Annotated in this window: 20 protein-coding genes; 14 read left to right on the forward strand and 6 right to left on the reverse strand. The window is 42.5% G+C overall.

Annotation, left to right across the window (positions count from 1 at the left end; all coding sequences use genetic code 11):
• The first annotated feature begins 178 nt into the window (after positions 1–178).
• The 3 genes from FVA72_RS19585 to FVA72_RS19595 all read left to right on the forward strand — a co-directional run bounded on the left by FVA72_RS19585 (position 179) and on the right by FVA72_RS19595 (position 4189).
• Positions 179–628 (forward strand): DNA polymerase III subunit chi, encoded by a 450-nt coding sequence (locus FVA72_RS19585; RefSeq protein WP_094961630.1) that lies wholly within the window; start codon positions 179–181, stop codon positions 626–628.
• Positions 629–665: 37 nt separating this feature from the next.
• Positions 666–3536: a valine--tRNA ligase gene (locus tag FVA72_RS19590; RefSeq protein ID WP_172974385.1), complete on the forward strand. Its 2871-nt coding sequence runs from the start codon at positions 666–668 to the stop codon at positions 3534–3536.
• Between the two features lie 158 nt (positions 3537–3694).
• Positions 3695–4189, forward strand: a complete 495-nt coding sequence (locus FVA72_RS19595; RefSeq protein WP_004264338.1) for a GNAT family N-acetyltransferase — start codon at positions 3695–3697, stop codon at positions 4187–4189.
• Between the two features lie 68 nt (positions 4190–4257).
• Here the strand turns inward: FVA72_RS19595 and rraB are convergent, their stop codons facing one another.
• Entirely contained in the window at positions 4258–4671 is a 414-nt protein-coding gene (gene rraB / locus FVA72_RS19600) for a ribonuclease E inhibitor RraB (protein ID WP_004907524.1), read from the reverse strand.
• 169 nt (positions 4672–4840) lie between these two features.
• Between rraB and argF the strand changes: the two genes are divergently transcribed.
• Entirely contained in the window at positions 4841–5866 is a 1026-nt protein-coding gene (gene argF / locus FVA72_RS19605) for an ornithine carbamoyltransferase (protein ID WP_094961633.1), read from the forward strand.
• A 118-nt stretch (positions 5867–5984) separates the two neighbouring features.
• On the opposite strand, the gene FVA72_RS19610 is transcribed toward argF, so the two are convergent.
• The 4 genes from FVA72_RS19610 to phnW form a co-directional block, all read right to left on the reverse strand.
• Entirely contained in the window at positions 5985–6137 is a 153-nt protein-coding gene (locus FVA72_RS19610) for a hypothetical protein (protein ID WP_153673787.1), read from the reverse strand.
• A 94-nt stretch (positions 6138–6231) separates the two neighbouring features.
• Positions 6232–6771, reverse strand: a complete 540-nt coding sequence (locus FVA72_RS19615) for a hypothetical protein (protein WP_110591069.1) — start codon at positions 6769–6771, stop codon at positions 6232–6234.
• Between the two features lie 151 nt (positions 6772–6922).
• A complete protein-coding gene (gene phnX, locus FVA72_RS19620) occupies positions 6923–7732 on the reverse strand; it encodes a phosphonoacetaldehyde hydrolase (protein WP_110591068.1) in 810 nt (269 codons plus the stop codon).
• A 9-nt stretch (positions 7733–7741) separates the two neighbouring features.
• Entirely contained in the window at positions 7742–8845 is a 1104-nt protein-coding gene (gene phnW, locus FVA72_RS19625) for a 2-aminoethylphosphonate--pyruvate transaminase (protein WP_110591067.1), read from the reverse strand.
• 139 nt (positions 8846–8984) lie between these two features.
• Here phnW and phnR point away from each other — a divergent pair, with 139 nt between their 5' ends.
• The 5 genes from phnR (at position 8985) to phnV (ending at position 13623) form a co-directional block, all read left to right on the forward strand.
• On the forward strand, positions 8985–9704 hold the full coding sequence (phnR, locus tag FVA72_RS19630) for a phosphonate utilization transcriptional regulator PhnR (RefSeq protein WP_004905839.1): 720 nt from the start codon (positions 8985–8987) through the stop codon (positions 9702–9704).
• A gap of 127 nt (positions 9705–9831) precedes the next feature.
• Entirely contained in the window at positions 9832–10845 is a 1014-nt protein-coding gene (locus FVA72_RS19635) for a 2-aminoethylphosphonate ABC transporter substrate-binding protein (RefSeq protein WP_110591066.1), read from the forward strand.
• 6 nt (positions 10846–10851) lie between these two features.
• Positions 10852–11961: a 2-aminoethylphosphonate ABC transport system ATP-binding subunit PhnT gene (phnT, locus tag FVA72_RS19640; RefSeq protein ID WP_110591065.1), complete on the forward strand. Its 1110-nt coding sequence runs from the start codon at positions 10852–10854 to the stop codon at positions 11959–11961.
• 1 nt (position 11962) lies between these two features.
• Positions 11963–12823 carry a 2-aminoethylphosphonate ABC transporter permease subunit gene (gene phnU, locus FVA72_RS19645; RefSeq protein ID WP_004905842.1) on the forward strand — a complete coding sequence of 287 codons (861 nt, stop codon included), beginning with the start codon at positions 11963–11965 and terminating at the stop codon, positions 12821–12823.
• Positions 12824–12825: 2 nt separating this feature from the next.
• The gene (gene phnV / locus FVA72_RS19650; protein WP_094961639.1) at positions 12826–13623 is read left to right on the forward strand and encodes a 2-aminoethylphosphonate ABC transport system, membrane component PhnV; all 798 of its coding nucleotides are present in this window, start codon (positions 12826–12828) and stop codon (positions 13621–13623) included.
• A 61-nt stretch (positions 13624–13684) separates the two neighbouring features.
• Here phnV and FVA72_RS19655 read toward each other — a convergent pair whose 3' ends face one another.
• Positions 13685–14041, reverse strand: a complete 357-nt coding sequence (locus FVA72_RS19655; RefSeq protein WP_036958764.1) for a hypothetical protein — start codon at positions 14039–14041, stop codon at positions 13685–13687.
• Between the two features lie 443 nt (positions 14042–14484).
• On the opposite strand from FVA72_RS19655, the gene pyrB reads away from it, so the two are divergent.
• The 5 genes from pyrB to nrdG all read left to right on the forward strand — a co-directional run bounded on the left by pyrB (position 14485) and on the right by nrdG (position 19455).
• On the forward strand, positions 14485–15420 hold the full coding sequence (gene pyrB / locus FVA72_RS19660) for an aspartate carbamoyltransferase (RefSeq protein WP_004907510.1): 936 nt from the start codon (positions 14485–14487) through the stop codon (positions 15418–15420).
• A gap of 12 nt (positions 15421–15432) precedes the next feature.
• Positions 15433–15897 (forward strand): aspartate carbamoyltransferase regulatory subunit, encoded by a 465-nt coding sequence (gene pyrI, locus FVA72_RS22155; protein ID WP_004905852.1) that lies wholly within the window; start codon positions 15433–15435, stop codon positions 15895–15897.
• A gap of 162 nt (positions 15898–16059) precedes the next feature.
• Positions 16060–16446 (forward strand): 2-iminobutanoate/2-iminopropanoate deaminase, encoded by a 387-nt coding sequence (gene ridA / locus FVA72_RS19670; protein WP_004907508.1) that lies wholly within the window; start codon positions 16060–16062, stop codon positions 16444–16446.
• Between the two features lie 401 nt (positions 16447–16847).
• A complete protein-coding gene (gene nrdD, locus FVA72_RS19675; RefSeq protein WP_110591064.1) occupies positions 16848–18986 on the forward strand; it encodes an anaerobic ribonucleoside-triphosphate reductase in 2139 nt (712 codons plus the stop codon).
• A 4-nt stretch (positions 18987–18990) separates the two neighbouring features.
• Positions 18991–19455, forward strand: a complete 465-nt coding sequence (gene nrdG, locus FVA72_RS19680; protein WP_110591063.1) for an anaerobic ribonucleoside-triphosphate reductase-activating protein — start codon at positions 18991–18993, stop codon at positions 19453–19455.
• Position 19456 lies beyond the last annotated feature (1 nt).

The raw sequence follows: 19456 nt of genomic DNA on the forward strand, positions 1-19456 counted from the left end.
GTTTTTTGATACACCAAGAAAGCCATTTTGAGGCAGCTATAAAAAAGGTTATAATTCAACATAGACATAATTCTGCGCTTGGTCACCAAAAACGCGTAGCCCACATCCCATACAAAAGTATGTGACTAAGGCGAAAGTGCGTAGCCAACACCCCTACAAATTGAAGTATGACGGGTATATGAAAAAAGGTACATTTTACCAACTAAAACAGGCATCACCACATCCTGAACTTGAAGCCCATGAATGGCTAGCTTGTGAGCTTGCCGCACAAATGTGGCGCAGTGGAAAGCGTGTTTTAGTTGCTTGCGAAACACAGCAACAAGCTGAAAAGATTGATGAGGCCTTGTGGCAACGCGATCCACACCAGTTTGTCCCGCATAATTTGGCGGGTGAAGGGCCGCGTTATGGTGCACCGATTGAAATTTGTTGGCCTGCTAAACGGGGAAATACCCCACGTGATATCCTGATTAATTTACAAAATCAGTTCGCAGATTTTGCCACGGCTTTCCATGAAGTGGTAGACTTCGTACCTATTGATGAAACTTTAAAACAGTTGGCGCGTGAGCGGTATAAAACTTACCGTAGCGTCGGCTTCAATTTGACTATGGCGGCGCCGCCAACTTACTGAATACAAAAAGATAATGGAAAAGAAACCAGATAGCCCAATGAATGAGCCTTCGCTCGATAAAACGTATAACCCCGCAGAAATTGAGCAATCTCTATATGCTCACTGGGAGAAAAGCGGTTATTTTAAACCTAATGGGGATACCACCCAAGACAGCTTCTGTGTTGTCATTCCACCACCGAATGTCACTGGTAGCCTGCACATGGGGCACGCCTTCCAACAAACCATCATGGATACGATGATCCGCTATCAACGTATGCAAGGTAAAAATACCTTATGGCAAACGGGAACTGACCATGCAGGTATCGCAACTCAGATGGTTGTTGAGCGTAAAATTGCAGCAGAAGAAGGTAAAAACCGTCACGACTACGGCCGCGATGCGTTCATTGACAAAATCTGGGAGTGGAAAGCGGAATCCGGCGGTACAATTTCACAGCAAATGCGCCGTTTAGGCGATTCTGTTGATTGGGATCGCGAGCGTTTTACTATGGATGAAGGCTTATCTAAAGCCGTTAAAGAAGCGTTCGTTCGCCTTTATAAAGAAAACTTGATTTATCGTGGTAAGCGCTTAGTTAACTGGGACCCAAAACTGCACACGGCAATTTCTGACTTAGAAGTTGAAAACCGTGAAATCAAAGGGTCTATGTGGCACCTGCGTTATCCATTGGCTGATGGCGCAAAAACGGCTGAAGGCAAAGACTATTTAGTGGTCGCAACTACCCGTCCTGAGACCATGTTAGGAGATACCGGTGTCGCCGTTAACCCTGAAGATCCACGTTATAAAGATTTAATTGGTAAAGAAATTATTTTGCCAATCGTTAACCGCCGTATTCCAATTGTTGGTGATGAACACGCTGACATGGAAAAAGGTACTGGCTGTGTGAAAATCACTCCAGCTCATGACTTTAATGACTATGAAGTCGGTAAACGCCATCAGTTAACAATGATTAACATGATGGACTTAGACGGCAACGTTCGTAACGAAGCGGAAATTTTCGATACCAACGGTAACCCATCTACCGCTTATAGCTGCGAAATCCCAGAAGCTTACCGTGGAATGGAACGTTTTGCAGCGCGTAAAGCTATCGTCGCAGAATTCGAACAACTTGGCCTGCTGGTTGAAGTGAAACCTCATGACCTGACGGTGCCTTACGGTGACCGTGGTGGTGTGGTTATTGAGCCTATGCTAACCGACCAATGGTACGTGCGTACCGAGCCTTTGGCTCGTGATGCCATTAAAGCCGTTGAAGATGGCCGTATTCAGTTCGTTCCTCGTCAGTACGAAAACATGTATTTCTCTTGGATGCGTGATATTCAAGACTGGTGTATTTCTCGCCAACTGTGGTGGGGCCACCGCATTCCTGCATGGTATGACGAAAAAGGCAATGTCTACGTGGGTCGCGATGAAGACGAAGTTCGTCGTGAAAATAATTTAGGTGCGGATATTGCTCTGCGCCAAGACGACGACGTACTGGATACGTGGTTCTCTTCCGGTCTGTGGACATTCTCTACTCTCGGCTGGCCTGAAAATACCGACGCACTGAAAACATTCCATCCAACAGATGTATTAGTCAGTGGCTTCGATATTATTTTCTTCTGGATTGCCCGTATGATCATGATGACCATGCATTTCATCAAAGATGAAAACGGCGAGCCACAAGTGCCATTCAAAACCGTTTATATGACAGGCCTGATCCGTGATGAAGAAGGCCAAAAAATGTCGAAATCCAAAGGGAACGTTATCGACCCATTAGATATGATTGACGGTATCTCTTTGGAAGATTTACTTGAAAAACGTACTGGCAACATGATGCAGCCACAATTGGCTGAAAAAATTGCTAAACGTACTCGTAAAGAATATCCAGAAGGGATCGAAGCACACGGTACTGACGCCCTGCGCTTTACTTTAGCAGCACTGGCTTCAACAGGCCGTGATATCAACTGGGATATGAAACGCCTGTCCGGCTATCGCAACTTCTGTAATAAATTATGGAATGCGAGCCGTTTCGTTCTGATGAATACTGAAGGCCAAGATTGTGGTCAAAACGGCGGCGAAATGAGCTTCTCACTAGCTGACCGCTGGATCATGGCGCAATTCAATCAAACAGTGAAAGCTTACCGTGAAGCGTTAGATACTCACCGTTACGATATCGCAGCGGGTATTTTGTATGATTTCACATGGAATGAATTCTGTGACTGGTACTTAGAGCTGTCTAAACCTGCTGTTCATAAAGGTAACGAAGCACAAGTACGTGCGGCTCGCTTCACCTTAATTGAGGTATTAGAAGGCTTACTGCGCCTTGCTCACCCAATCATTCCATTTATCACTGAAACCATCTGGCAGCGCGTCAAAGTGGTTAAAGGTATTGATGCCGATACCATTATGTTGCAAGCGTTCCCTGAGTTCGATGCGGCTAAAGTGGATGAACTTGCGCTGAGCGACCTTGAGTGGATCAAAGAAGCCATTATTGCTGTACGTAATATTCGTGCAGAAATGAACATCTCCCCAGGTAAGCCACTGGATGTGATGCTGCGTGGCGCTTCTGCTGATGCAAAACGTCGCGTTGAAGAAAACCAAAGCTTTATCAAATCAATGGCACGTTTAGAAAGCATCCGCGTACTGGCTGATGGTGAAGAAGCACCGGTTTCCGTCACTAAACTCGTTGGCGGTGCAGAGCTGCTGATCCCAATGGCTGGCTTAGTCGATAAAGACGCAGAACTGGCTCGTTTAGATAAAGAGCTGGAAAAAGTGGTGAAAGAAATCGAAACCATTGAAAGCAAGTTAGCTAACGAAGGTTTTGTGAGCCGTGCGCCTGCTGCCGTTGTTGAAAAAGAACGTGAACGCTTAACTGCCAATATTGAAGCAAAAGCTAAAATTGAAGCGCAAAAAGTGACCATCGCCTCTTTATAATTATTAATTAGCTAATCATTTTTAAGCCCTTATCGATTCGTTGATAAGGGCTTTTTATTCGAGTATCATCAAATGACTGCGTTCGCAGTTCTCAGATTGAAGTTCCCTTCTGGTTCTCTCTACACTGAGTTGTACACAATAATAATCAAGAGTTTCACATGACAACACAAAACTACAAAATTCGTCCTATCGAACAACAAGATAACGCAGGTATTGCCGCAGTGATCCGCGAAGTTTCTGCTGAGCATGGCTTAACCGCAGACAAAGGCTTTGCCGTTGCTGACCCTATTTTAGATACCTTATTTGAGGTTTATAGCAAACCGCGCAGTGCTTACTGGGTGGTGGAAATGGATGGCGAAATTGTTGGCGGTGGCGGTGTTTCACAAGTCGCGGGAGGCGATAACGATACGGCAGAATTACAGAAAATGTATTTATCTTCCGTGTTACGCGGCAAAGGCCTAGCAAAGCAAATCGTACTGATGTCACTAGAGTTTGCTAAAGCGCAAGGCTACACCCGTTGCTATTTAGAAACGACCAAAGAACTTCAAGCAGCTATTAAGTTATATGAAAAATTAGGGTTTGAATTTATTGATGAACCGTTAGGAAATACGGGTCATAGTGACTGTGAAATTCGTATGTTAAAGGCATTATAATTCTACGCTAAACGAAAAAGGATAGTTTTTAGCTATCCTTTTAAGTAATTATATGATGCGACTAATAATTAATGCACGCGATCTTCAGGGTCTATATCATCACCATCTTCGTCGTCATACTCTGCATCTGGGTCTTCAAAATACGTGCCCCAACCATCATAGTTGATGCCCATTTTTTCAGCCAACTTCATTAATTGCTCAACCTGTGCGTCAATCAGCTCTGCATTTAAAGCACTTTCACTGATTACATCGCAACACATCAGGGTTTCACCCGTTTCAATTTCGAGCTCTTCTGCATCCGTGACTTCATAGCCTAGTTTAAAAGCTTCAACGGCTGCTTTCTCTAACAGAGCAAAGTTGTCCGCAGAGAAGTGATGCTCAATCGCATACAATGCATCAGGATCGCTACCATCTTCCAGTAATTCCTCGATGATCAAGCGAGTTTCTTCGTACTGCGCATCGAGTTCAGCTTTATCTACCATATCCACACCCCTTTTGTTTCTTTGTCGCTCATCTTTCTTTGCGCCATTCTCCCACACGGTTGACAGTGAAACCATATATTTAAAGATAATTTCTTTTACATTGGGGGTTGATTTTGAATTTTTATGAATATAAATTGAATATTAATTCAAATCAAAAAGGCTACCAATTATGAATCCCCTATATAATAAACCTTTTTTAAGGTTACTTGATTTTACTTCTAGCGAAATTCATTCACTTTTAAAACTCTCTTCTTGGTTAAAATCAGAAAAAAAAGCGGGCACAGAGCAGCCCCTCCTTTCAGGGAAAAACTTTGCCCTTATTTTTGAGAAAGACTCAACACGGACACGCTGTGCATTTGAAGTTGGAGCATTTGACCAAGGTGCTAGAGTCACTTATTTAGGGCCTTCTGGTAGCCAAATCGGCCATAAAGAAACCATGAAAGACACCGCTAGAGTGTTGGGTCGGATGTATGACGGTATCCAGTACCGTGGATTCGCCCAAAACACGGTAGAACTCTTAGCCGCGCATTCGGGAGTGCCTGTATGGAATGGATTAACTAACGAATTCCATCCCACACAGTTATTAGCCGATCTGCTGACCATTCAAGAGCACCGACCAAATACGCCATTCTCAGAAATTAAATTTGCCTATTTAGGCGATGCGCGTAACAACATGGGCAACTCGATGTTAGAAGCCGCTGCTCTCACAGGTTTAGATTTACGCCTTGTTGCGCCAAAAAGTTGCTGGCCGGAGGAAGACTTAGTGAACACTTGCCAAGCACTAGCTCAAAAAACGGGTGCGAAAATCACGCTCACGGAAGATGTCGCCGAAGGCGTTAAAGATGCTGATTTTATCTATACCGATGTGTGGGTATCGATGGGAGAAGCCAAAGAAGTATGGGCACAGCGCATTAATTTATTAAAACCATACCAAGTGAATATGAATGTGATTAAGCTCACTGGCAACCCAAATGTGAAGTTCCTACATTGTTTGCCTGCCTTTCATAATGAAGACACCACATTGGGCGCACAATTAGCTAAAGAATTCAATATGTTTGGTGGCTTAGAAGTCACGGAAGAAGTCTTTGAATCGCCTTATAGCATTGTCTTTGACCAAGCAGAAAACCGTTTACATACTATCAAAGCGGTGATGGTGGCGACATTAGCGCCAGAATTGCCTGCTAATATATTTTAATTATGCTGCTCTGTAGACATCAATTTAAGCAAAGGATGTCTACAGAAAAGTTTGACGAGTTAGAAGTGGCTATCAGGGATAGATCAGGTGCTACAACAAAATTACATTGTAAAAATCTTTATTTTTGAAGTGTTGATATCACTTTCTTTTTTTGACCAGTAACTTCAGGGGCTGTTGTTCTAAACCGGTCAGACATTAATACTTTAGCATTCGCTAACATAATATCGCGCATTTCTTGAGGCGATAATCTTTCAACCTTATTATTCCCCATAAATCACCCCGTATCATTAATGTTCCCAAGCTGTATTGTATCAAATTCCACAATAATTTTACAGCATGGTGAAAAATAGACTATTTTAATAGCACTATTGATTCGACAGTAATTCCGTAAGTAACGATAGCTGAATTAATTGCAAAGCGTCACTGGTTGCAAACATAACATTTTCATCCCTTAATAATTTGAAACCAAACTTTTGATAATGTGAGATCAAGCCTTCATCAGGTTCAATAATATAAACGGCTTTACTATCTGGATATTGAGTAAGGAAAAAAGTTACCGCAATAATAACTAAAGTAGTTAAACGCCCATTTAGAGGGTGCTCAGGGAGGTCTCGTACAAAAGACTCAATCAAAAAAATATGTAAGTCACCACGCTTAGTCGCGTAAACACCAAGTACTGCACCATCAATTTCAGAACCTTTCTCTAATCTGAACCCCATATGAAAGCTGTCTTCACTGAGAAAATGTCCAAATTTGCTAAGCCAATTTAACACAGACCGTTTATCTCTCACTAAGGACTCAAAGTCATCTTCTGATAGCGTACTTACTTGTAAATCTAAGAGAGCTTCATCAACAAACTCCTGTAAAAAATCGACTGTTTTATGTAGATTAGACTCCGAAGACACATGCGACTCCCTATATTGTTATCCGTTATACTCTGCTCCTCATACCTCACCTGCAAAAATATTTTGGCCTACTTTGCTGAAAATTTATATCAAATAAAAGTAGGCCATTCAGATAGAAAAAAGTGATTAATAAAGAAATAATATATACTAATTAGGATCTTTCACCATTAGCCAATCGGCTATTAATTATTTCAATAACTGATGGCAAATCAGCTAAAGTATCAATCACATAATGAGCGCCAGCAGCATATAGTTTCTCTGTGGCTTGTTGTTTCAACGCGTTAACTTCATCAATTGGCATCCCTTGATATTCATCCCATGTTTTACCAAATTCATTACCCGAAACCGCTAACCCAACGCTCCACATTCCCGCATTGCGCCCTTCTTCAATTCCGGGAACGGCATCATCCACTTTGATACAAGCGGATACGGAACCAACACCTAGCTCAATGACGTTCTGTAATGCCATCCAAGGTCCCGGACGCCCACCAGCAAGTAGATCATCACTTGCTATCCAGTAGTCGGGTTGGTAGCCCAATGCCTTTGCTGCTGGAACTAACTTTTCCATCACGGCACGAGGGTAACCTGAACAAGAGCCAATTTTAATATTTTGGTTGCGTAATGTAGCGATTGTGTCGCCAACTCCGGTGATTGGCGCAGCAAAATCGACAACTTTAGCAATTTGCAATGGCATAAAGGCCGCGTAGATTTTATCGATATCCTCACTACTCATTGAGCGGCCAAACTTTGCGTTCCATAAAGCGTCTACTTCAGGCAATTTACCCAGTGCTTCAATATGTTGCCATTTTCCTAGTCCCATAGGAATGCGCGCTTGAGCCAATGTAATATTTATATCAAACACAGATTTAAATGCTTCGATGAAAATCTGAGTAGGGGCAAAAGAACCAAAATCTACAGTGGTACCCGCCCAATCAAGAATAACGGCTTCAATACGGTCCATTTCTTTTCCTTATTTTTCCCAGTAAATGGCTTTTTTTATTGCTACCAACAATGCATCAATGTCTTTTTCATAAACTTCACCAATATTTCCAATACGGAAACAATCACTTTGCGAGACCTTGCCCGGATAAATAACAAAACCCTGAGATTTTAAACTCTGATAAAATTGCTTAAATTGGTAATCAGATGAATTTGGTGAGTAAAATGCGGTGATAATTGGCGAATGAAGGCTATCTTCTAACAACGTGGTAAAACCTAATTTACGCATACCGGACACCAACTTGTATTGATTCCCTTGATAACGTTGAAAGCGAGCGGCTACGCCACCTTCTTTAGCTAACTCCTTGAGTGCTTGGGCAAATGCTAATACAGTATGAGTTGGAGAAGTAAATCGCCATTTACCTTGGAAATCTTCCATACAGCGCCACTGTGCGTATAAATCTAGCGATAATGAACGAGAGCGCCCCTTACAACGTTCAAGCGCCTCGGTACGGGCGATAACAAAAGCAAACCCCGGAACCCCTTGAATACATTTATTCGCAGAACTAATTAAAAAATCAATGTTAAGCTCAGCAACATCCATAGGGACCCCACCAAAACTGCTCATTGCATCCACGATATAGCGTTTTTGATACTGCTTCGCTAATTTCGCGACTTTTTCTATCGGGTTTAAAATCCCTGTCGTAGTTTCACAGTGCACCATCGCAATATGAGTGATTTGGCTATCTTGTTGCAATAACTGTTCAATCTGTTGCACATCTGGCAACGATACTTCACCGCAATCATAAACATAATGAGCCACAGCCAAGCGCTGGGCCATTTCGGCCATTCGAGCGCCATAAGCGCCATTACTGATAATCAAAACTTTCTCTTTATCACCGATTGCACTACCTAAAACCGCTTCAACCGCATAGCTTCCACTTCCTTGAAGCAGTACCGAAGAATACCCTGCTTTGGCCGTTGCCAGTGCCACTAATTGTTGACGAATATTTTGTACAACGCCTAAATTATAATCATCATCCCATGTACAGCTATCAAACAGCATGGCTTCTTTCACCGTTTTAGACGTCGTAAGCGGCCCCGGTGTTAATAGCAAATAATTATTGTTTGTCATTCAATTTACCTATTGGTCTATACCAGATTTCCATTATAATGGTCGTAGGCTGCTCAAAAGGTCAAAGGAAAAGTGCTCGTGAAACAAAAAATTCATATAACTATGTATAATATGACTGAAACAATGACAGGAAATAACCATGAAATTATCAGCGGATGAAGCCCCGCAATATCTGCTTATCAAAGCCCAATTACAGGAAAAGATTCAAAATGGCTCGCTAAAATGTGGTGATAAACTCCCCTCGGAACGCGAACTTTGTGCCATTTTCAATACCACTCGTGTCACTATTCGCGAAAGTTTGGCACAGCTAGAATCCAGTGGGGCAATTTACCGGTCTGAACGTCGTGGTTGGTTTGTCACACCTGAGCGCCTTTGGTTAGACCCAACCCAAAATACTAATTTCCATAAACTTTGCCTCGAACAAGGTCGCCAACCGAAGACAGTTTTACTGGATGGAAAAGTTATTACCGTTCCTCTCGAAGCTATGGAGCCGTTAAAACTTCAATCATTTGAACAAATTTATTTACTCACCCGCCTACGTTTTGCTGATGACAGGCCCGTTTGTTACTGTGAGAACCATTGTTTACCTGCTCGCGTTCCTGAACTGCTACGCCACGACCTCAACGGCAGTTTAACGGAAGTGTACGAAGCTCATTTCAATTTAATCTATACCAGTATGCATTTGTCTTTCTACCCAACGGCAATGCCTGCCCAAGCAGCACAAGCACTGGGGGTTACGGTTGGCCGTCCAGCCTTATTGTTGCAACGCTTAAACTATGACCAACATGGGCGAATTTTAGATTATGATGTTGAATACTGGCGCCACGATAGCTTGCGCATCGAAGTCGATACTTTGTGATTATTTCTAATTATAGAAAATAATTTTAGCTATTTAGCTGCATTTCATCTTTCTGTCATATAAACCCGTTAGCGTAAAAAACATCTGGTATATACCAGAATACATTTTACCTTAACAGGAGATAACCATGAAAAGCACCTACTTAGCTGGTCTATTAATGGCAACCCTTTGCTCTACCTCTGTTTTTGCCGCTGATGTTGTGACTGTTTACTCCGCTGATGGCCTGCACGATGGCAACAACAGTTGGTATAAAAATCAGTTCGAGGCATTTACCAAACAAACAGGCATTAAAGTACAATATGTCGAAAGTGGTTCAGGGGCGATAGTTGAAAGGCTCGCTAAAGAACGCACCAATCCACAAGCCGATGTGCTTATTACCGTTCCGCCTTTTATCCAACGTGCTGCAAAAAACCAGTTATTAGCTGAATTTACGCCAGAAAATGCAGCAAGTATTCCTAATTCAAATCACTTTTACACGCCGTTGGTCAATAATTACCTGACCTTTATCTATAATGCTAAGCTGCTTAAGTCTCCTCCTGAAAATTGGGACTCCCTACTCGATTCTCGCTTTAAAAATAAACTGCAATATTCAACACCGGGACAAGCTGGGGATGGTACTGCAGTGATGTTACAAGTTTTCCACAGTTTTAATGGCAAAGACGCAGGGTTTGATTATCTCGGTAAGTTGCAGGCTAATAACGTTGGCCCATCCGCCTCGACAGGTAAGCTTACCGCCCTCGTGAATAAAGGGGAGCTCTATGTCGCTAATGGCGACTTACAAATGAATTTATCCCAAATGGTACGTAACCCTAATGTCCAAATTTTCTGGCCAAAAGATGCCAATGGGGAACGTAGTACACTGGTTTTACCTTATGTTGTCGGCTTAGTTAACAACGGCCCTGAAACCGAAAACGGTAAAAAACTCATTAATTTCCTGCTGGATAAACCATCACAAAGCCGTGTTAGTGAGCTTTCATGGGGTATGCCTGTTCGTTCAGATATCACACCATCTGATAAGCAATACCAGAGCGCTGTCCAAATGTTAGAAGGTGTGAAAACTTGGCAGCCTAATTGGGATGAAGTTGAAGTTTCCCTATCCGATGATATTTCCCGTTGGCAAAAAGTCACTGATGGTGAGTAACTTGTGATGTTGATGAAACGAAAAGCCACTACTGCAATGCAGCAAACCGAGCACTCAGGGATCACATTAGAGTCTTTACGTGTCTCATATCATAATAATGTCGTGCTAAAACCTTTAGATTTAACCATCGACTCTGGGGAAATATTGGTGTTGATTGGCCCGTCTGGTTCAGGAAAAACCACGGTATTACGAGCCATTGCGGGGTTTGCTCAACCTGATAGCGGGCGCATCTTATTAGGTGATATGGATATCACCCACCTTCCCCCATACCAACGCGGACTCGGTATGGTTGTACAAAATTATGCGCTATTTCCCCATATGAAAGTGGAAGAGAATGTCGCATTTGGCTTACGAGCTCAGAAACAACCTAAAGCACTCATTAACGAGCGAGTCGTTGAAGCCCTTAAAATCGTCGGAATGACGGATTACGCAACCCGCTACCCTCACCAACTTTCAGGGGGGCAGCAACAGCGAGTTGCGATTGCTAGAGCGATAGCCGTAAGGCCTCGTGTTCTGTTACTCGACGAACCGCTTTCCGCACTAGATGCGCAAATTCGTCATAATATGGTTGAAGAAATTGCCCGTTTACACCGCGAACTGCCCGATTTAACTATTCTTTATGTGACTCATGACCAAACTGAAGCTCTCGCACTTGGTGATAAAATTGGCATTATGAAAGATGGCTACTTAGTCGCACATGGTGAGAAAAATGCCTTATATCACCGCCCACCCAACCGTTTTGCTGCTGAGTTTTTAGGCCGAGCCAATATTCTAGCCGCTACTGCGCTTGGTTTTTCAACAAGCCCTGGAAAAGTGAATGTCAGTTGTGGTGGAACATTGTTGGAGGCTCATACATTAGGCATGCGAGCAGGCACTCACAAATGGGTGTGTATCCGCCCACAGCACATCACGCTAGTACCAAATTCCAATGCCACCAATCAATTACAGGCCACATTGACGTCTATTCGCTGGCAGGGGGATTTAACGCATTTAATTTGTGATGTTGCTGCTGAAACCGTGAGTGTTGCCATCACCCATTTGGCCTCACCGCCTAAAATAGGCGACAAACTCACTTTATGGTTTTCACCTGCGGATACCGTTTTAATTGAGGAATAACATGTCACATATTAGCGTGCCAAAAGGTTCATCAATAACGATAAAGCCCATTTATTGGATATTGCCGCCACTACTGGTGTTAGTTACGTTGTTTTTTTATCCCTTATTGTTGATAGCCCAACAAGCACTACAAAATGAGGCGGGTAGATGGGGGTTGGATGCATTTTGGCAACTTATTGAGTCAAAACGCTTTATTAATGGGTTATGGAATACACTCTACATTGCCATTTTGGCCACCTTAGGTTGCCTTGTGATAGGCAGTGTATTGTCACTGATCTTAGTGTTTATTCCTTTTCCGGGAAGCCGTTTTATCACGCAAGTGATTGATACTTTTATTGCTCTACCGACCTTTTTGATTACCCTCGCTTTTACCTTCATTTATGGTTCTGCAGGGCTACTCAATGGCACCTTGATGGCATTGTTTGATTTAGAATTCCCCCCCGTTGAGTTTCTTTATTCTATCCATGGGGTGATTTTGGCAGAAATTACCGTTTTTACCCCGTTAGTCATGCGTCCCCTTATGGCGGCACTGCGGCAAATCGACAAAAGCCAGTTAGAAGCGGCAAGTATTTTAGGCGCACACCCTGCACGGGTTATCGCGCAAGTTATTTTCCCTGCGGCGCTTCCCGCTTTATTAGCAGGGGGTAGCCTGTGCCTGCTGTTAACCACCAATGAATTTGGCATCGTACTGTTTATCGGGGCGAAAGGCGTCAATACCTTGCCGATGATGGTATACAGCAAGGCAATATTAGAGTCAGATTATACCGTGGCATGCATGATTGCCTTAATTAACATCTTGCTTTCACTCGGGTTATTTTTCCTATACAGAATGGCGACCACTCGCCTTGGGGTAAGGAATTAATTATGTTGATTTGGTCTAAAAAAGGACGAGCCACTGCCACTATCATTGCCATCAGCTTATTTGGTTTATTGTTTTTACTGCCTTTAGTGATGATTTTAATGTCGAGTTTCAGCCGCCAATGGAATGGCATTTTGCCTTCAGGCTTTACTTTTGAACACTTTGTGAATGCGTTTAGTGGGCCAGCTTGGGATGCCATTTTATCCAGCCTAGTGGTTGGTTTTAGTGCCAGTCTATTTGCGCTGTTTTGTGGGCTTTGGGCTGCGTTAGCACTAAGAAGACACAGTGGGAAAATACAAAAGTGGCTGAGTATTGCATTTTATCTCCCCAGCGCTATTCCTTCTGTTTCTATTGGGCTTGGGATCCTTGTGGCATTCAGCCAAGGCTATTTACAGATGAACGGCACTTTTTGGATTGTATTTAGTGCTCATTTTGTGTTGATTTCTGCTTTTACGTTTAGCAATGTTTCCACTGGGTTAACCCGTATTTCTCCCGATATTGAAAATGTTGCTTTTAGCTTAGGCGCTTCCCCTTGGTATCGTTTATGCCATGTCACCCTACCACTATTGATGCCATGGATGATTTCAGCATTAGCATTAAGCCTATCGCTGTCTTTAGGGGAACTTGGCGCCACGATGATGTTATATCCCCCGGGCTGGGCGACATTACCTGTTTCCATTTTCAGTTTAACCGATAGAGGCAATATTGCTGATGGTTCGGCACTAACGATTGTATTAGTTTCGATTACATTATTACTAATGATGAAATTAGAGAAAGTAGCAAAAAGGCTTGGGCAAAAATAAAAGTTATCACGCTAAATAGCCAAGTAACCTCTACCTACTGGGCTATTTAGCGGCCTGTATACTATTCCCACATATACTTATCTTTTTTTGTCCAGCCTTTGGATACCATACATTCCAAGTAATAATTATTACGGGTATCTTCATTGACATCAATCACATAGCTTTCCATAACTGGTGTTTGTTCTTTATAAGTTTTGTCTTTTCCACAATCATCATCTTTTTTGCATTTTTTTTCGACATAAGACATAACAGAGCGCTGCGCAACTTCATTTTTGATTGGGTACAAATGAAGGGCTTCAGGTTTACAAACTGCATTCGCCTCAGCTTGAGTGAATTTTGAGCCACCGGAAACAGGTACCCAAACAGATGAACAGCCAGAAAGAAGGAATGCCAATAGAATAAAAAGTCGTGATTTCATAATGATCATATTTAATTAAAAAGAAAAAATATCTTACTCGTACATAAAATGTGTGTAAATAAATGTACTGTATATTCAATCATGTGATTTAATTTTGGTTTAAAAAACACCAATGCTCAGCACATTCCCTATTGAGAGATACTATTTCTCCCATTTTTCAGTTAGTTCAAATATTCACCAAAACGCAAAAATAAAAAAAATATATTTTTCTTTATGCAAACGCTTGCGTCATGGAATGAGATGCGTATAATGCGCCACAATTTGCCGGGAGAAACCATGAACGCTGCTGCTCTATTTTTTACAGAGAATACCTCCACTGCACTGCCTTCTGGCGGTCTGGACAGCCTGTTTTTCCCCTTCTTATTTATAGAAAAGCCCCTCAATTGAGGGGCTTTTTTTTGGCCTATAGACCTAACATGTCTTGCTGACACAGGAGAACAACAATGCCGAATCCTTTATACCACCGCGATATCATCTCGATTAATGATTTAGACCGTTCAGACCTTGAATTAGTGCTTAATGTTGCGGCTTCATTAAAAAAACAGCCGCAACCTGAGTTTCTAAAACATAAAGTCATCGCAAGTTGTTTCTTTGAGGCCTCTACACGCACACGCTTGTCATTTGAAACGGCTATCCATCGTTTAGGCGCTTCCGTTGTTGGTTTCTCTGATAGCACCAACACATCCCTCGGTAAAAAAGGGGAGACATTAGCCGATACCATTTCTGTTATCAGCCAATATGTCGATGCTATTGTCATGCGCCATCCGCAAGAAGGTGCCGCTCGCCTCGCTAGCCAGTTTGCAGGCCACATTCCTGTCATTAATGCAGGCGATGGTTCAAACCAACATCCCACACAAACATTACTCGACTTGTTTACTATCCAAGAAACGCAAGGCCGTTTAGAGAACCTACAAATTGCCATGGTCGGTGACCTAAAATATGGCAGAACCGTGCATTCCTTAACCCAAGCACTGTCTAAATTTGAAGGCAATCACTTCTACTTTATTGCCCCTGAAGCGCTTTCAATGCCAAACCATATTCTGCACATTTTAGAAGAAAAAGGCGCAACCTACAGCCTGCATAATAATATTGATGAAGTGATGCCAGAACTCGACATTCTGTATATGACCCGTGTACAAAAAGAGCGCCTCGACCCCTCTGAATACGCGAATGTGAAAGCACAATTTATTTTAAGTGCGGCTGACCTGCATTGTGCAAAACCGAATTTAAAAGTCTTACACCCACTACCACGGGTTGATGAAATCGCAGTTGATGTGGATAGCACACCTTATGCTTACTATTTCCAACAAGCAGGAAATGGGATTTATGCAAGGCAGGCATTGTTATCTCTAGTTTTAAATAAAGAATTAGCTATCTGAGGAGGACATACCATGACACAAGATCATAAATTACAAGTTGAAGCAATCAGCCACGGTACCGTTATTGACCACATTCCTGCTCAAATTGGTTTCAAATTACTAAAGTTATTTAAACTAACAAAAACAGATGAACGCATCACAATTGGTTTAAATTTGCCATCAAGCAATCTAGGTAAAAAAGACATTATCAAAATCGAAAATACCTTTTTAACCCCAGAGCAAGCTAACCAATTAGCCATGTATGCCCCTGAAGCCACCGTTAACCGTATTGAAGATTACCAGGTGGTAGAAAAGCTTGAACTCACACTGCCTCAGTATATCGACAATGTGTTAATTTGCCCAAACAGCAACTGTATTAGCCATAATGAACCTGTATCAAGCAGTTTCCGTGTGAAAAAAATCGGCAAAGAAGTCGCACTGACGTGCAAATTCTGCGAAAAAGAGTTCGATAGAGACGCTGTGATCAATAACCAATAGGTTGTTTTTGCGTAGACTGCGGTGTTGTGTAGGTGCAATCCATGTTTATAATGGCGCCTAACACCCCATAAAGTTATACTCAAAGTCACACTAAGCCACAAACACCGCTGTGGCTTGCCATATGACGAGTATTTTTTCTTTACGTGATGAAACGGAGTAGTTATGTCATACGAAATCAATACAGAAAACGCACCAGCAGCGATCGGTCCTTACGTTCAAGGCGTAGATTTGGGTAGTATGGTTATCACATCAGGGCAAATCCCTGTTGACCCTAAAACGGGTGAAGTGCCTGAAGATATCGCAGCACAAACTCGCCAATCACTGGCTAACGTAAAAGCAATTTTAGAAAAAGCTGGCTTAAGTGCGGCTAATATCGTGAAAACAACGGTATTTGTAAAAGATTTAAATGACTTTGCGACAGTGAATGCAACCTACGAAGAATTTTTCAAACAACATAATGCACCATTCCCAGCGCGCTCTTGCGTTGAAGTTGCTCGTCTGCCAAAAGACGTGAAAATTGAAATCGAAGCAATCGCAGTACGTAAATAACGATTAATTCGAGCCAAACACCCCATGCTTTGGGTGGGGTGTCTTTCATTACTGCCTACCTCCGATACAGAATAAACTCCCCGCCACAGTAGTCATTTTCATGCTTTGCGAATAAAGAAAATCACATCTCTTTTTTTATTTAGCTCACTGAAATGAATACTGGCAACTGAAAAGATTTATTTCCTCTGCGCTTTTGATCTTCATACAAATTATTTTTTTCTTTGTTTTAAATCAAATATTGGCGATCTAAATAAAAGCAAAATCCCACATATTGTGCTTTAATTACACATAATGACACAACATATAGTATTTATTCACATTTTATCCACAGATTAGTCCCCGTGATAAACATGGCGAATAGCTGAAGTCGTATTGTGGATAACTTAACAAGGAGAATGCCCGTGGGAACGGTTGTTATAAAAAGAGATGGTTGTCAGGTCGGTTTTGACCTTCCACGAATTCAGGAAGCCGTTAAACGTGCAGCGGCTGCTGTGAATGTTAAGGATGACGATTATTGTCTTCAGGTTGCTTCTGTTGTCACAGAGCAACTTTGCAGCCGTGACCGAGTAGATATCGCTGAAATTCAAGATGCTGTCGAAAACCAATTGATGGCAGGGCCTTATAAAGACTTAGCCCGTGCTTATATTGAATATCGCCACGATAGAGACAGCGAACGCGAAAAACGCAGCCAATTGACACATGACATTCGTGGGCTAATCGAACAAAGTAACGTCTCTTTACTTAATGAAAACGCCAATAAAGACAGTAAAGTGATCCCGACACAGCGCGATTTACTCGCCGGTATTGTCGCTAAACACTATGCAAAACAACATATTTTGCCGAGAGATGTCGTTATCGCACACGAACGTGGTGAAATTCACTATCATGATCTCGACTATGCACCGTTCTTCCCGATGTTTAACTGTATGTTAATTGACCTTGAAGGCATGTTAACTAACGGGTTTAAAATGGGAAATGCAGAAATAGAGCCACCAAAGTCTATTTCAACCGCAACAGCTGTTACAGCACAAATTATTGCACAGGTTGCGAGCCATATTTATGGGGGCACAACCATTAACCGTATTGACGAAATTTTAGCGCCATATGTCGCTATCAGCTACGAAAAGCACCTAAAAGTCGCCAAAGAATGGGGAATAGCAGACGCAGAAAGTTATGCACACAGCCGCACCGATAAAGAGTGTTACGACGCCTTTCAATCCTTAGAGTATGAAGTCAATACGCTTCACACCGCAAATGGTCAAACCCCGTTTGTCACCTTTGGTTTTGGTCTCGGAACCTCTAAAGAAGCACGATTAATTCAGCAATCTATTCTGAAAAACCGCATTGCGGGCCTTGGCAAAAATCGTAAAACGGCGGTTTTCCCTAAGCTCGTATTCGCAATTAAAGATGGCCTAAACCATAAATTGGGTGACCCTAATTACGACATAAAACAACTCGCTTTAGAGTGTGCCAGTAAGCGCATGTACCCCGATATTCTTAACTATGACCGTGTCGTTGATGTTACTGGATCATTTAAAACGCCGATGGGCTGCCGCAGTTTCTTGGGTATCTATGAAGAAAATGGGCAACAAATTCACGATGGGCGCAACAATTTAGGCGTTATCAGCCTCAATTTGCCTCGTATTGCTATCGAAGCACAGGGCAGCGAAGATGCGTTTTGGGCATTACTGGATGAACGTTTAGCCATTGCCAAAAAAGCCTTAATGACTCGCATTGCCCGTTTAGAAACCGTCAAAGCACGTGTTGCGCCAATTTTATATATGGAAGGCGCTTGTGGAGTTCGCTTAAAAGCGGATGATAACGTCGCTGAGATATTCAAAAATGGTCGTGCATCTATTTCTTTAGGTTACATTGGGTTGCATGAAACCATCAATGCACTTTTTGGCACACAAACTCATGTCTATGATAATGAAAAATTGCGCGAAAAAGCTGTCGAGATTGTCAGCCACTTACGTCAAGCCACTGATGAGTGGAAAGCCCAAACAGGCTATGGTTTCAGTTTATACAGCACACCAAGTGAAAATTTGTGTGACCGTTTTTGCCGTCTCGATACCGCTGAATTTGGTGTGATACAAGGTGTTACCGACAAAGGCTACTACACAAACAGCTTCCACTTAGATGTTGAAAAACAAGTGAATCCTTACGATAAAATTGATTTTGAAGCGCCTTACCCTGCACTCGCGAATGGCGGTTTTATCTGTTATGGCGAATATCCAAACTTACAACATAATGTTAGAGCCTTAGAAGACGTGTGGGACTACAGCTATCAACATGTGCCTTATTATGGAACTAACACCCCCATTGATGAATGTTATGAATGCGGTTTCTCCGGTGAATTTTCCTGCACCAGCAAAGGTTTTACCTGCCCGGCTTGTGGTAATCATGATACTAACCGCGTTTCAGTTATCCGCCGTGTCTGTGGCTATTTAGGCAGCCCAGATGCAAGGCCATTTAATGCAGGAAAACAAGAGGAAGTCAAACGCCGTATTAAGCATTTAGGTAACGGCCAAATAGGTTAATGCCATGAATTATCACCAATATTATCCTGTTGATGTGGTTAATGGCCCCGGAACCCGCTGTACACTGTTTGTGGCAGGGTGTGTTCATCAATGCCGTGGTTGCTACAACCAAAGTACATGGCGAGTGGATTCAGGTGTGCCATTCACCCAAGAAATGGAAGACCAAATTATCCAAGACTTGCAAGATACTCGTATTCGTCGACAGGGATTATCCCTGTCGGGCGGAGACCCACTACACCCAGCCAATTTACCTGCGGTGCTCAAGTTGGTAAAACGCGTTAAAGCAGTTTGCCCAGATAAAGACATCTGGTTATGGACAGGATACACATTGGGTGATTTAACGCTTGAACAGCAAAAAGTGGTGAGTTTTGTCAATACCGTGATTGACGGTAAATTTGAGCAGAATTTACATGACCCGCGCTTAATTTGGCGCGGTAGCTCAAATCAGGTAATCCATAGGCTTCGTTAAA

The organism is Providencia sp. PROV061, assembly GCF_011045655.1.
Lineage (GTDB): Bacteria > Pseudomonadota > Gammaproteobacteria > Enterobacterales > Enterobacteriaceae > Providencia > Providencia hangzhouensis.

Excerpts from the sequence above, each read along its gene's own strand:
- FVA72_RS19585 (WP_094961630.1), top strand. The coding sequence starts at position 179 with ATGAAAAAAGGTACATTTTACCAACTAAAACAGGCATCACCACATCCT.
- FVA72_RS19590 (WP_172974385.1), top strand. The coding sequence starts at position 666 with ATGAATGAGCCTTCGCTCGATAAAACGTATAACCCCGCAGAAATTGAG.
- FVA72_RS19595 (WP_004264338.1), top strand. The coding sequence starts at position 3,695 with ATGACAACACAAAACTACAAAATTCGTCCTATCGAACAACAAGATAAC.
- rraB (WP_004907524.1), bottom strand. The coding sequence starts at position 4,671 with ATGGTAGATAAAGCTGAACTCGATGCGCAGTACGAAGAAACTCGCTTG.
- argF (WP_094961633.1), top strand. The coding sequence starts at position 4,841 with ATGAATCCCCTATATAATAAACCTTTTTTAAGGTTACTTGATTTTACT.
- FVA72_RS19610 (WP_153673787.1), bottom strand. The coding sequence starts at position 6,137 with ATGGGGAATAATAAGGTTGAAAGATTATCGCCTCAAGAAATGCGCGAT.
- phnX (WP_110591068.1), bottom strand. The coding sequence starts at position 7,732 with ATGGACCGTATTGAAGCCGTTATTCTTGATTGGGCGGGTACCACTGTA.
- phnW (WP_110591067.1), bottom strand. The coding sequence starts at position 8,845 with ATGACAAACAATAATTATTTGCTATTAACACCGGGGCCGCTTACGACG.
- phnR (WP_004905839.1), top strand. The coding sequence starts at position 8,985 with ATGAAATTATCAGCGGATGAAGCCCCGCAATATCTGCTTATCAAAGCC.
- FVA72_RS19635 (WP_110591066.1), top strand. The coding sequence starts at position 9,832 with ATGAAAAGCACCTACTTAGCTGGTCTATTAATGGCAACCCTTTGCTCT.
- phnT (WP_110591065.1), top strand. The coding sequence starts at position 10,852 with ATGTTGATGAAACGAAAAGCCACTACTGCAATGCAGCAAACCGAGCAC.
- phnU (WP_004905842.1), top strand. The coding sequence starts at position 11,963 with ATGTCACATATTAGCGTGCCAAAAGGTTCATCAATAACGATAAAGCCC.
- phnV (WP_094961639.1), top strand. The coding sequence starts at position 12,826 with ATGTTGATTTGGTCTAAAAAAGGACGAGCCACTGCCACTATCATTGCC.
- FVA72_RS19655 (WP_036958764.1), bottom strand. The coding sequence starts at position 14,041 with ATGAAATCACGACTTTTTATTCTATTGGCATTCCTTCTTTCTGGCTGT.
- pyrB (WP_004907510.1), top strand. The coding sequence starts at position 14,485 with ATGCCGAATCCTTTATACCACCGCGATATCATCTCGATTAATGATTTA.
- pyrI (WP_004905852.1), top strand. The coding sequence starts at position 15,433 with ATGACACAAGATCATAAATTACAAGTTGAAGCAATCAGCCACGGTACC.
- ridA (WP_004907508.1), top strand. The coding sequence starts at position 16,060 with ATGTCATACGAAATCAATACAGAAAACGCACCAGCAGCGATCGGTCCT.
- nrdG (WP_110591063.1), top strand. The coding sequence starts at position 18,991 with ATGAATTATCACCAATATTATCCTGTTGATGTGGTTAATGGCCCCGGA.